This window comes from Pseudonocardia sp. HH130630-07 (assembly GCF_001698125.1).
Classification (GTDB): domain Bacteria; phylum Actinomycetota; class Actinomycetes; order Mycobacteriales; family Pseudonocardiaceae; genus Pseudonocardia.
Window position 1 is genome coordinate 329,046 of record NZ_CP013854.1, and the last position, 12,429, is coordinate 341,474.

Genomic DNA, 12,429 nt, shown 5'->3' on the forward strand with positions numbered 1-12,429 from the left:
GGCCTGCGCGGTCAGCGGAGTCGGCGGGGGCCCGCGTCGCGCCGGTCGGGCACCGGGCCGAGGGTGACCCGCGCACCGGTCACGAACGCGCCCTCCGGCGAGGCCAGCACCGGGTCCAGGGCCAGGGAACGGATCTGCGGGATGTCCTCGGTCAGCTGCCCCACCCGCAGGACCACGTCCTCCAGCGCGACGATGTCGGCCGGCGCGGCACCGCGGTACCCGGTCAGCAACGGTGCGGCCCGGGGAGCCCGGACCAGTCGCTTCGCGTCCTCGGTGGAGACCGGCAGCACGCGGTAGGCACGGTCGTCGAGCAGCTGGGTCGCCATCCCGGAGAGGCCGAAGGCGATCAGCGAGCCGAACGACGGGTCGTCGACGACCTCGATCGTGCACGAGGTGCCCTTCGGGGCCATCCGCTGGACGTGGACCTCATCCGAGCCGGTCAGCCGGGCCAGCTCGGCGTGCGCCACGCGGACCGCCTCGGCGGACGCCAGGTCGAGCCGCACACCGACGAAGTCGCCGCGGTGCCGCCACCGCTCGCGGGCGGTCTTCAGCACGACCGGGTAGCCGACCGCCTCCGCCGCGGCGACGGCGTCGTCGGCACCGCTGACCGTGCGGAAGGTGATGACGGCGATGCCGTAGCAGGCCAGCAGATCGACCGCCTCGTCGTCGCTCAGCTCGCGCCGGATCTCGGGCTCGAAGGACGCGACCAGGTGCCGGGCCCGGTCGGTGTCGATGCCGTCGGGCACCACGAACTCGCCGACCGGGGTGTGCCGCCACTCGGCGTAGCGCAGCACCCGCCCGAGCGCCGAGGTCGCCCGCTCGGGGCTCGCGTAGCTCGGCACCGAACCGCGGCCCGGCGTGCCGTCGGCCTGCGGCACCGACAGTTCGGCCGGGATCCCCTCGGCCGCGAGGAAGACGGCGAGCACCGGGATCCCGGCGCCCTCGGCCGCCTCCCGCAGCGCCTGGGCGTGCGCGGTCCCCGCCACCGCGACCGGCGGGACGAAGACGGCGATCAGTGCGTCCGGCGGCTCCGCGCCCGCCAGCTGGGACCGCACGGCCTCGGCGAACCGTTCCGGTGACGCCTGCGTGCCGACGTCCACCGGGTCACCGGCCGGATCGAGCCCCTCGTCGAGCAGACCGTCGGTGACCAGGAGGTTCACCGCGGTCGAGTTGCCGACGACCGCGACCCGGCGCCCGTCGGGCAGCGGCTGGTAGGCGAGCAGCAACGCGGTGTCGAACAGCTGCGGCAGGGTCTGCACCCGGATGACGCCGGACTGCTCGAACAGGACCTGGACGCTGGACTCGTCGATCTGCGCCGAGGTCCCGGCCAGTGACGGCAGCGTCCCAGTGTGCCGCCCGGACTTCACCGCGACGATCGGCTTGGTCCGGGCCAGGCGACGGGCGACCCGGGCGAACTTGCGCGGGTTGCCGAAGCTCTCCAGGTAGAGCAGGACCTGGTCGGTGTCGGGATCGGTCTGCCAGTACTGCATGACGTCGTTGCCGGAGACGTCGGCGCGGTTGCCCGCGGACACGAACGAGGACAGCCCCAGGCCGCGGGCCCTGGCGCTCGCGAGGATCGCGGTGCCCAGGGCACCCGACTGGCAGAAGAACCCGGTGCGCCCCGGACCGGGCAGCCGGGGGGCGAGCGTGGCGTTGAGCCGGACCGCCGGGTCGGGGTTCGCGACGCCGAGCGCGTTCGGCCCGACCACCCGCATGCCGTGTGCCCTGGCCTCGGTGACCAGCCGGCGCTCGGCGACCTTCCCGCCGCCGCCGGCGTCGGCGAACCCGGAGCTGATGACCACCAGCACCTTGACGCCCTTGGCCAGGCAGGAGTCCATGACCTCGTCGATGTTCGCGGCCGGCACGGCGACGACGGCCAGGTCCACCTCGTCCGGGATGTCGATCACCGACGGGTAGGCCCGCACCCCGTGGACCGAGCGCGCGTCCTGGTTGACCGGGTACACCGGCCCGGTGAACCCGGCCCGCAGCAGGTTCCCGAGCACCGCATGACCCAGCTTGGTCTCGTCCGAGGACGCGCCGATCACGGCCACCGACGACGGGCGCAGCAGGTTGGCCACGCTGCGGGCCTCGGCGGCCTGCTCCCGCGAGTCGCGCACCGCGATCGACTTCTCGGTGGGGTCGATGTCGAACTCGAGGTGCAGCACGCCCTCGGCGAACGCCCGGGTGATCTGGTAGCCGGCCTCCCGGAACACCCGCACCATGGCGTGGTTCTCGACCAGCACCTCGGCCTCGAAGCGGGACAGCCCGTTCTCGCGCGCCGCGGCCGCGAGGTGTTCGAGCAGGATGGACCCGAGCCCGCGGGACTGGTGGTCGTCACGCACCACGAACGCGACCTCGGCCGAGGTGACCGGCTGGTCGGTCCCCGCCCCCTCCGACGCCGCGGCACCGCCGCCCGCGGTCAGCCCCTCGTAGCGGCCTACGGCGATGATCTCGTCGCCGAGCAGCGCGAGGAACGCGACCCGGGTCCGGTGGTCGACGACGGTGAAGCGCTGCAGGTCGCGCGGTGAGATGCGCGGGTACGGCCCGAAGTACCGCAGGTAGCGGGTGCGGTCGGAGAGCCTGCCGTGGAACTCCAGGAGCGTCTCGGCGTCGCCGGGGGTGATCGGCCGCAGATGGACGATCCCCCCGTCGGAGGCCACGACGTCGGCCTCCCAGTGCCGGGGGTACGGGTGGCCGGGCTCGGTGGTGCCGGTGGTGCCGGTGCCGGTGGTCGTCTCGTTCACGTGTGGTTCAGTCCCGCGGATCGTCGGGGTCGAGACCGTGCAGGGGGAACACCGCACGGCGGGTCTCCAGGATGGCCGAGTCGACCCGGTGGCCGTTCGCCCCGCCCCACCGGTCGAACGCCGGATCCGCCCCGTCGGACATCGACACGGGCAGGGGCGCCCGGGTGTGTGCGGCGGCCCGTGCCGTCCAGTCCGCCGGGATCGAGGTGTCCGGGTCGAGGTCCCGGTCGAGCGCGACGGCCAGCAGGTGGGTCCAGGAGCGCGGCACGACCCGGTACAGGGCGTATCCGCCACCCCCGAGGACCAGCCACTTGCCGCCCGCCGTCGTCTCCGCCAGCCGGCGCAGCTCCTGGTAGATCGCCCGGTGCCCGTCGACGGACAGCTCCAGGTTCGCGAGCGGGTCCTCGGAGTGGGTGTCGGCGCCGCACTCGGTGATGAGGATCTGCGGGCGGAACGCCTCCAGCACCGAGGGCACCACCCCGTGGAAGGCGCGCAGCCAGCCCGCGTCGTCGGTGCCGGGTGGCAGGGCCAGGTTCACCGCGTAGCCCTCGCCGGCCCCGCGACCCAGCTCCCCGGCCCAGCCGGTCCCCGGCCACAGGGTCAGCGGATGCTGGTGCACCGAGACCGTCAGCACCCGGGGGTCGTCGTAGAAGGAGTCCTGCACGCCGTCGCCGTGGTGGACGTCGACGTCGACGTAGGCGATCCGCTCGTAGCCCTGGTCCAGCAACCAGGCGATCGCGACCGAGCAGTCGTTGTAGACGCAGAACCCGGCGGCCCGGTCCCGCATCGCGTGGTGCAGGCCCCCGGCGAGGTTCACCGCGCGGTCCGCCCGGCCCTCGGCGATCTCGCGCGCGGCAGCGATCGAGCCGCCGGCGATCAGGGCGGACGCCTCGTGCATCCCGAAGAAGACCGGGTTGTCGGTGGTGCCCAGCCCGTGCCCGACCCCGAACGGGGCCTCGGGTGCCGAGCGCACCGCGGTCCGGTACGCGTCGGTGTGCACCCGGCCCAGCTGCGCGTCGGTGGCAGGTTCCGGCACGATCGGCACCACCCCGTCGAGCACGCCCAGCTCCCGGGACAGCTCCATCTGCAGGTCGAGCCGCACCGGGTTCAGGGGATGGTCGTCGGACAGCTGGTAGGTCAGGAAGTCCGGGGTCCAGACGACCGAGGTCCGCTCGCTCATGACACGGAACCGTATGCCAGCACGCGCGATCGCACGGTCACTGCTCCTGCGCCCACGGCCGGTCGGCCGTCGCGACCGGGCGGGCGGGGTCGGCGCTCCACTCCGACCACGACCCCGGGTAGAGCGCCGCCGGGGCCCCGGGCGCCCGGACCCCGGACTCCTCGATCGCGAGGACGAGTGCGCAGGCGTTCACCCCGGATCCGCAGTAGGCACCGACCGGGGAGTCCGGGCCCACGCCGACCGCGCGGAACCGGTCGGCGAGCACCTCCGGTGCGACCCAGCGGCCGCCCGGTCCGGCGAGTGCGGCGGCGGGCAGGCTGCGGGCTCCCGGCACGTGACCGGCCCGGGGGTCGACGGGTTCGGTCTCCCCGCGGAACCGGGCCGCGGCGCGCGCGTCCAGCAGCACGCCGTCGCGCCCGAGCGCCGCCGCGCCGTCGGCGTCGACGACCGGCATCCCGCCGGGCCGCACCACCAGGTCACCGGGCGGGAGCGGCTCGGGTTCGGCCGCGCCGCCCTCCACGCCCGCGAGCGGCAGCCCGGCCTGCGACCAGGCCGCGAACCCGCCGTCGAGCACGCGTACCCGGTCCGCGGCGAGCCCGGCCCACCGCAGCAGCCACCAGGCCCGGGCCGCGACCGAGCAGTCCCCGTCGTCGTAGGCGACGAACGGGCGGTCGTCCTCGCCGACGCCCGCGGCGCGCAGGACCCGCTGCAGCCGGGCCGCCCCGGGCAGCGGGTGCCGCCCGCCGGGGCCCGGCGCAGACGGGCCGGCCGACAGCTCGGTGTCGAGGTCGACGAAGACCGCACCGGGTACCCTGCGGGCCCGATGGTCCGCGCGGCCGGGCGGACCGGTGAGCCGCCACCGGACGTCGAGCACGACCGGCCGTGCGACCGTGGCGGGACCGGTGGGGGCCAGCAGGGCCGCCAGGCCGTCGGGGGACATCATGGAACCGGACACGCACCCCATCCTGCCCCGGACGGGCGCGCCGTGCCCCGGGCCCACACTGGGTAGACTGGACCTCGAACGAAGGGGCCCCATGTGAACGACCTCATCGACACCACCGAGATGTACCTGCGGACCATCTACGAGCTCGAGGAAGAGGGCGTCGTCCCGCTGCGCGCGCGGATCGCCGAACGCCTCACCCAGAGCGGTCCGACCGTGAGCCAGACCGTCGCCCGGATGGAGCGCGACGGTCTCGTCGTCGTGGCCGGGGACCGGCACCTCGAACTGACCGACGAGGGGCGCAGCCGCGCGGTGTCGGTCATGCGCAAGCACCGCCTCGCCGAGCGGCTCCTGATCGACGTCATCGGGCTCGAGTGGGAGCTCGTCCACGCCGAGGCGTGCCGCTGGGAACACGTCATGAGCGAGGACGTGGAGCGGAAGCTGGTCCGGCTGCTCGACAAGCCGACCGTGTCTCCGTACGGCAACCCGATCCCCGGGCTCGACGAGCTGGAGCGCTCCGACGACGGCCCGTCGGCCGCGTCCTCGGTGCCGCCGAGCCTGGAGGTCGGCCTGCAGCGGCTCGACGAGCTCGCCCGCCGTGGCGGCGGGCGGGTCGAGATCCGGCGGATCGCCGAGCACGTCCAGAACGACTCGGAGCTGATGTCGGAGCTGAAGCTCGCCGGCATCGTGCCGGGCAACGCCGTCGAGGTCGGGTCGATCCCGCGCTTCGGCGACCCCGTCCCGGTCGCCTCCGACGACGCCGAGAAGGCCTCCGTCGCTCCGCTCGTCGCGCACGCGGTGCTCGTCCGGGCGCAGTGACCCCACCGCCCGCGGCGGCTCCGCACCCCGCGGAGCCGCTCGCCGGCCGCACCACCCCGCCGTGAGAGGGTCGGCCCGCGCGATCGGCAGGGTGCGGATCAGGCGGGGAGGACCGGAGTGAAGCTGCTCGTCACGGGTGGTGCGGGGTACGTCGGAAGCGTGTGCGCCGCACACCTGCTCGACGCCGGGCACGAGGTCGTCGTGCTCGACGACCTGTCGACCGGCCACCGGGACGCCGTCCCGGACGGGGCCACGTTCGTCGAGGGCGAGCTGGGCGCCACCGCCGGTGAGGTGCTCGGCACGGGGGGATTCGACGGCGTCCTGCACTTCGCCGCCCGCTCGCTGGTCGGCGAGTCGGTGGAGCACCCGGAGAAGTACTGGGCGGGCAACGTGGTCGCCTCCTTCCGGCTGCTGGAGGCGGTCCGGGAGAACGCGGTCCCGCGCCTGGTGTTCTCCTCGACGGCCGCGACGTACGGCGAACCCGAGCAGGTGCCGATCCCCGAGACGGCACCGACCCGGCCGACCAACCCGTACGGCGCGAGCAAGCTCGCGATCGACCACATGCTCACCTCGTACGCGAACGCCCACGGGCTCGCCGCGACGAGCCTGCGGTACTTCAACGTGGCCGGCGCCCACGTCGGCGGCACCCGCCGGCTGGGTGAGCGGCACGCGGTGGAGACCCACCTCATCCCGATCGTCCTGCAGGTCGCCGCGGGGACCCGCGACTCGGTGTCGATCTACGGCGACGACTGGCCGACGCCGGACGGCAGCTGCGTGCGCGACTACATCCACGTCGACGACCTCGCCGACGCACACCTGCTGGCCCTCGAGAAGGCCGTCCCCGGCCGGCACGCCGTGTTCAACCTGGGCAGCGGGCAGGGCTTCTCGGTGCGGGAGGTCGTCGAGGCCTGCCGTGCGGTGACCGGCCACCCGATCCCGGCCGTGGTGGCACCGCGCCGCGCCGGGGATCCCGCGGTGCTCGTCGCGTCCAGCGCCGAGGCGACCGCCCGGCTGGGCTGGACGCCGTCGCGGACCGATCTGCACCGCATCGTCGCCGACGCGTGGGAGTTCGCCGGCGACCGCTGAGGCGTTCACCGGCCCGGCTCCGCCCCGGCCGCGCCGCCGCCGGGGCCGGGGCCGGTCGAGTGGCCGGCCACCGCGGACAGCAGACGCCGCAGCCCGTCCGGCCCGGCGAAGGGCCCGGGCGCGTGCCCCGGGGTGAGCGCGTCGCTCAGTGCGGCGTGCACCGCGGCGCCGAGGACGTGATCGGGCCGGTCCCGCAGGGCACGCTCCGCGGCGAGGCCCGCGAGCGCGCCGTCGCCCCGCAGCAGCGCACAGACGCCGAGCAGCGCCGCGGGCTCCGCCCGGTCCGGAGCGGGGAGGGCCCGGGTGAGCACGGCCCAGAGCTGCTCGGCGTGCGGCGCGTCCGGCCCCAGGCAGCAGCGCAGAGCCGTGTCCCGGAACGCCGGATCGGCGAGGGCCGCACGGAAGTCCCCGACGAGCCCGTCGTCCATGGCCAGCCGGCCGTCGGCCGCCGCGGCCAGGCACCCGTCCAGCAGGTGGCGACGCCCGTCGGCGGAACGGCTGTCACCGGAATCCCGGACGGCGCCCAGCCGGGCCCGCCGGGCCCGGTCGTCCGCGGTCCCGTCGAGCTGGGCGACCAGCGCGGCCCGGTCCGGCAGCACCGCCCGGCCGTTCAGCGCCGCGGCGGCTGCGACCGCGGTCCCCGCCGGATCGGGCACGGTGCCGGAGCACCCGCACCGCTGCCGGGGCAACGGATAGCAGCACCACCGGTCACCGGCCCCGGTACCGGACGCCCAGAGCACCGCCGCCACCTCGATCCCGGCGGCCCGCAGCGCGCGGTCCGCGGCCAGCGCCACGTCCCGGCGGACGGGGCGGGACGCGCCCGCACCGGGGCCGCGACGCACCACCACGACGACGGCCCTGGCCGGGTCGCTCCCGGCGAGCACCGCCCCGGCATCCGTGCAGACCCGGCGGGCGTACCGGCCGGCGGGCAGGTCGATCCGGACCGTGAGCCCGATCCGGCCGCCGTGGCCCGGGCCCGAGACCCCGACCAGCACCAGCGAGTCCTGCGGGTGGAACCCGACGAGCACGGGGACGGCCGCGACCAGCTCCGCCGGTGAGCCGAGCCGGATCCGGGCACCGGCCCCGCCACCGTGGGCGGGCGGCTCCCGGCCGGGCGGCGCACCGGACGGCGGCGGGAGTTCGGGCGGGCCACCACCGGGACCCGCCGACGGGCCGGGACGGCCCGGCGCGGAGCAGTGCGGGGGGCGATCGGGATCGTGCTGCGGGAGAGCGGTCATGCCGGTGATCGTCGGCCGACCGGCCGCGGCCCGGGCGGCACGCACCGAACGGCTGTGGACAACACGTCGCCCGGTGGCTTTGCGATGCCCTATCGTGGACAAGTGCGTCCGTCCCGTCCGCCGGGCGGGCGGGCGCGTCGGTGGTGCGTGCTCCGGGGCGGACCGGTCCACCGGCCGACTTGCACCGATGTTCTCGTCCCGCGGCACTGCGCGCGCCGCGGACCGGACGGTAGGAAGAGCACCATGCGCGTTTATCTGGGCGTCGACATCGGTACGTCGGGCTCGAAGGGGGTCGTCGTCGACACCGGCGGCCGGGTCCTCGCCCGCGCCGACCGTGCGCACGAGACCGCGCAGCCCCGGCCCGGCTGGGTCGAGCACGACGCCGAGCGGATCTGGTGGGGCGACTTCACCGCCGTGGTGCGCGAACTGCTCGACGCCGTGCCGGACGCCGAGCCCGCCGGCCTCGGCGTCTCCGGCATCGGGCCGACGCTGCTGGCTGCCGACGCCGACGGCCGGCCGCTGCGGCCCGCGATCCTCTACGGCGTCGACACCCGGGCCGCCACCGAGATCGACGAGCTCACCGCCGAACTGGGCGCCGACGCGATCCTCCGGCGGGCCGGGACGGCACTGTCCTCCCAGGCCGTCGGCCCGAAGTGGCGCTGGCTCGCCCGTCACGAGCCGGAGGTGTTCGAGCGGACCGAGCTGTTCCTGATGTGCTCGTCCTACCTCGTGCACCGACTCACCGGTGAGTACGTCCTGGACCACCACTCCGCCAGCCAGTGCGACCCGATGTACGACCTCACCGCGGCCGACTGGGCCCACGACTGGGCCGAGGCCACGGCCCCGGGGATCGCGTTGCCCCGGCTGCTGTGGCCGACCGAGGTCGCCGGGCACGTCACTGCCGCCGCGGCGGCGCTGACCGGGCTGCCCGAGGGCCTGCCGGTCACCGCCGGGACGGTCGACGCGTGGGCCGAGGCGACCAGCGCCGGCGTCACCTCCCCCGGCGAGGTGATGGTGATGTACGGGACGACGATGTTCCTGATCGAGGTGATCGACCGCCCCCGGCCGCACCCGGCGATGTGGACGACCCGCGGCGTCGTGCCGGGCACCCACACCCTCGCCGCCGGGATGGCGACCTCGGGGGCGATCACGAACTGGCTGCGCGACCTCACCGGGGAGGGTTTCGCCGAGCTCGTCGCCGAGGCGGGTGACGTCCCGCCGGGCAGCGGCGGCCTGCTGCTCCTCCCCTACTTCGCGGGCGAGCGGACCCCGCTGTTCGACCCCGACGCCCGCGGCATCCTCGCCGGTCTCACCACCGGGCACACCAGGGGCGAGCTCTACCGGGCCGCGCTGGAGGGCATCGCGCACGGCGTCCGGCACAACCTCGAGGTGATGCGCGAGGCGGGCGGCGGGACGAAGCGGCTGGTCGCGGTGGGCGGTGGCGTCCAGGGCGGGTTGTGGACCCGGATCGTGACCGACGTGACCGGGGTCCCGCAGGACGTCCCGGAGCAGACCGTCGGCGCCGCGTTCGGCGACGCCTGGCTGGCCGCCACCGCGACCGGCGCCGAGCCGGACCTGCGCCGGTGGAACCCGGTGGCCCGGACCATCGAACCGGATCCGGTGGCGCGGGAGGTCTACGACCGCTTCCACCCGCACTACCGGTCGCTCTACACCTCCACCCGCGACATCGCGCACTTCCTGTCCCGCGAGCGGCGGCGCGCCCACCGCGGCTGACGGTGCCGGACGCATGAATCGGTTGCCACGTGAAGCACCGAGCGGGAAGGGTGTACCTGTGACCGCTGACACCACCGAGACCCGCGCGTACGACTACGACCTGATGGTGATCGGTTCCGGTCCCGGGGACCAGAAGGCCGCGATCGCCGCGGCGAAGCTCGGCAGACGGGTCGCCATCGCCGACCGCGGCCACATGATCGGCGGGGTGTGCGTCAACACCGGCACGATCCCGTCGAAGACGCTGCGCGAGGCCGTGGTCTACCTCTCCGGCCTGAACCAGCGGGAGATGTACGGGGCCAGCTACCGGGTCAAGTCCGAGATCACCATCGACGACCTGCTCGCCCGGACCCGGCACGTGATCGGCCGGGAGGTCGAGATCGTGCGCAACCAGCTGCTGCGCAACCACGTCGACGTCCTGACCGGCACCGCCCGCTTCACCGATCCGCACACCGTCGTGGTCGAGGGCCCGGGCCGTGGTGACCACAACGCGGTCTCCGCGGCGAGGTTCGTGATCGCCACCGGCACCCGCCCGGCCCGCCCGGACACCGTCGCGTTCGACGGCGAACGGGTCGTCGACTCCGACCAGGTGCTGGAGCTGGGCCGGGTGCCGGAGTCGATGGTCGTCGTGGGGGCCGGGGTGATCGGCATCGAGTACGCCTCGATGTTCGCCGCGCTCGGGACCCGGGTCACCGTCGTCGAGAAGCGGGACTCCATGCTCGGCTTCTGCGACCCGGAGGTCGTCGAGTCGCTGAAGTTCCACCTGCGCGACTCGAAGGTGACCTTCCGGTTCGGCGAGGAGGTCGCCTCGGTCACGGTCAACGGGAAGGGCACGGTCACCAGCCTGGTCAGCGGCAAGAAGATCCCCGCGGACATGGTGATGTACTCCGCCGGGCGGCAGGGCATCACCGACGAGCTGGACCTGCACCACGCCGGGCTGGAGGCGGACGGGCGCGGCCGGATCCAGGTGGACGGCCAGTTCCGCACGTCGGTGCCGCACATCGCCGCCGTGGGTGACGTGATCGGTTTCCCGGCACTCGCCTCGACCAGCATGGACCAGGGCAGGCTCGCGGCGTACCACCTCTTCGGCGAGCCGGTCCGTGCGCTGCACGAGCTGCAGCCGATCGGGATCTACACCATCCCGGAGATCTCGTTCTGCGGCCGCACCGAGGCCGAGCTGACGGAGGCCGCGGTCCCCTACGAGACCGGGCTCGCCCGCTACCGGGAACTGGCCCGCGGCGCATCATCGGGGACTCCTACGGCATGCTCAAGCTGCTGGTCTCCCCCACCGACGGGTCGCTGCTCGGCGTGCACGTGTTCGGCACGAACGCCACCGATCTCGTGCACATCGGCCAGGCGGTCATGGGCTGCGGGGGCACCGTCGACTACCTGGTCGACACCGTCCTCAACTACCCGACGCTGTCCGAGGCGTACAAGGTGGCGGCCCTCGACGCGACGAACAAGATCCGTGTCCTGCAGTCGCTGCAGGACATCTGAGCGGGCCGTCAGGTGTAGGAGAAGCCGTTCGCGTCGAGCCAGGGCTTCGGGTTGATCTTCGATCCGCCGGGGTCGACGACCTCGATGTGCAGGTGCGGCCCGGTGGACTGGCCCCGGTTGCCGACCTCGGCGATCTGCTGGCCCGCGGCGACCTTCTGCCCGACCGACACCAGCGAACGGTTGATGTGGCCGTAGACGGTGACGGTCCCGTCGTCGTGCCGGACCCGGACCCACATGCCGAACCCGCTCGCGGGCCCGGAGCTGATCACCGTGCCGCCGAGCGGGACGTTGATCGGGGTGCCGATCGGCGCGGCGATGTCGAGGCCCATGTGCTGGCTGCCCCAGCGCGAACCGAAGCCCGAGGTGACCCGGCCGGACACGATCGACACGGCGCCACCGGCGGACGCCGCCTGCAACGAACCGGTCGCACCGGCCGCCCGGGCCGCCTCGACGGCACGGGCACGCTCGGCGGCGGCCTTCTGCACCGCGGTGACCGACGCCGAGGCACCCTCGACCGCCGAGGCCGCGCCGGTGTTCATCGCGGGAGCGACGGTCGCCGTCCGCGCGGCGACGGAGCCACCGGCGGCGGCCGGTGTGGCGAGCGAGGCGATGGTGGACGGGTCGGCGATCGGTGCGGCGTCCAGCGGGGCGCGTGGGGCCGGTACGGCGGCGGCAGGCACCTCGGCGGCCGACGTGTCCAGCCAGGCGGCCGGGGAGGGCAGCGCACCGGAACCCGACGTGACGTGCGCGGCACCGGCGAGCCCGCCGACCGCGACGACCACGGCGGCCACCTTCGCCGACGCCGAGATCCGGGAGCCCTGGTCGGAGCCGGCCGAGCCGATGGAGCCGACCGAGCCGGTCGGCCATCCGGAGCCGACGGACCAGCCGGCGGGCCGGGCGTGCCGGACCCGGGGACCGGCCGGGAACGCACCGGCCATGCCGCCGACGCCGGCCATGGCGAACTGCGGCGACAGGAGCCCGAGGCCCGCGTGCCGGCCCTGGGGGGAGCGATGCCGTGCCACGATCGTCCTTTCAGAGCGCGGAACGGCGGACACCCGTGGGGAGCGGGCGGCCCGCTGGGGTCGGGCCGCGTCCGGTTCGTGACCGTTCCGTGATCTACAGGCCACGCTAGCGCCACCCTCGCCCGGGACCCACCCGTTCGAGTGATCACGAGACCACCGGAACCCGCCGGGC

8 protein-coding genes and 1 pseudogene are annotated in these 12,429 nt (G+C 74.8%); 4 read left to right on the plus strand and 5 right to left on the minus strand.

Features of this window, described 5'->3' with window-relative positions:
- Positions 1–11: 11 nt before the first annotated feature.
- From AFB00_RS01610 to AFB00_RS01620, 3 genes are read right to left on the minus strand one after another with little or no spacing between them, the layout of a single operon-like run.
- Complete coding sequence (locus tag AFB00_RS01610; protein WP_068795726.1) at positions 12–2,744, minus strand: bifunctional acetate--CoA ligase family protein/GNAT family N-acetyltransferase; 2,733 nt, start codon at positions 2,742–2,744, stop codon at positions 12–14.
- 7 nt (positions 2,745–2,751) lie between these two features.
- Positions 2,752–3,924 (minus strand): acetoin utilization protein AcuC, encoded by a 1,173-nt coding sequence (locus AFB00_RS01615; RefSeq protein ID WP_068795727.1) that lies wholly within the window; start codon positions 3,922–3,924, stop codon positions 2,752–2,754.
- Between the two features lie 37 nt (positions 3,925–3,961).
- A complete protein-coding gene (locus tag AFB00_RS01620) occupies positions 3,962–4,867 on the minus strand; it encodes a sulfurtransferase (protein ID WP_083275175.1) in 906 nt (301 codons plus the stop codon).
- Positions 4,868–4,960: 93 nt separating this feature from the next.
- Here AFB00_RS01620 and AFB00_RS01625 point away from each other — a divergent pair, with 93 nt between their 5' ends.
- A complete protein-coding gene (locus AFB00_RS01625; protein ID WP_068795728.1) occupies positions 4,961–5,683 on the plus strand; it encodes a metal-dependent transcriptional regulator in 723 nt (240 codons plus the stop codon).
- Positions 5,684–5,800: 117 nt separating this feature from the next.
- On the plus strand, positions 5,801–6,769 hold the full coding sequence (gene galE, locus AFB00_RS01630; RefSeq protein ID WP_068795729.1) for a UDP-glucose 4-epimerase GalE: 969 nt from the start codon (positions 5,801–5,803) through the stop codon (positions 6,767–6,769).
- Between the two features lie 5 nt (positions 6,770–6,774).
- On the opposite strand, the gene AFB00_RS01635 is transcribed toward galE, so the two are convergent.
- Positions 6,775–8,007, minus strand: coding sequence for a DUF4192 domain-containing protein (locus tag AFB00_RS01635; RefSeq protein ID WP_156819325.1), 1,233 nt, complete (start codon positions 8,005–8,007; stop codon positions 6,775–6,777).
- A gap of 243 nt (positions 8,008–8,250) precedes the next feature.
- Between AFB00_RS01635 and AFB00_RS01640 the strand changes: the two genes are divergently transcribed.
- Positions 8,251–9,741, plus strand: coding sequence for an FGGY-family carbohydrate kinase (locus tag AFB00_RS01640; protein WP_068795731.1), 1,491 nt, complete (start codon positions 8,251–8,253; stop codon positions 9,739–9,741).
- Positions 9,742–9,844: 103 nt separating this feature from the next.
- Positions 9,845–11,235 (plus strand): annotated as a pseudogene (gene sthA, locus AFB00_RS01645) (Si-specific NAD(P)(+) transhydrogenase).
- A gap of 8 nt (positions 11,236–11,243) precedes the next feature.
- Here sthA and AFB00_RS32865 read toward each other — a convergent pair.
- Positions 11,244–12,257 (minus strand): M23 family metallopeptidase, encoded by a 1,014-nt coding sequence (locus AFB00_RS32865; RefSeq protein WP_231974159.1) that lies wholly within the window; start codon positions 12,255–12,257, stop codon positions 11,244–11,246.
- Positions 12,258–12,429 lie beyond the last annotated feature (172 nt).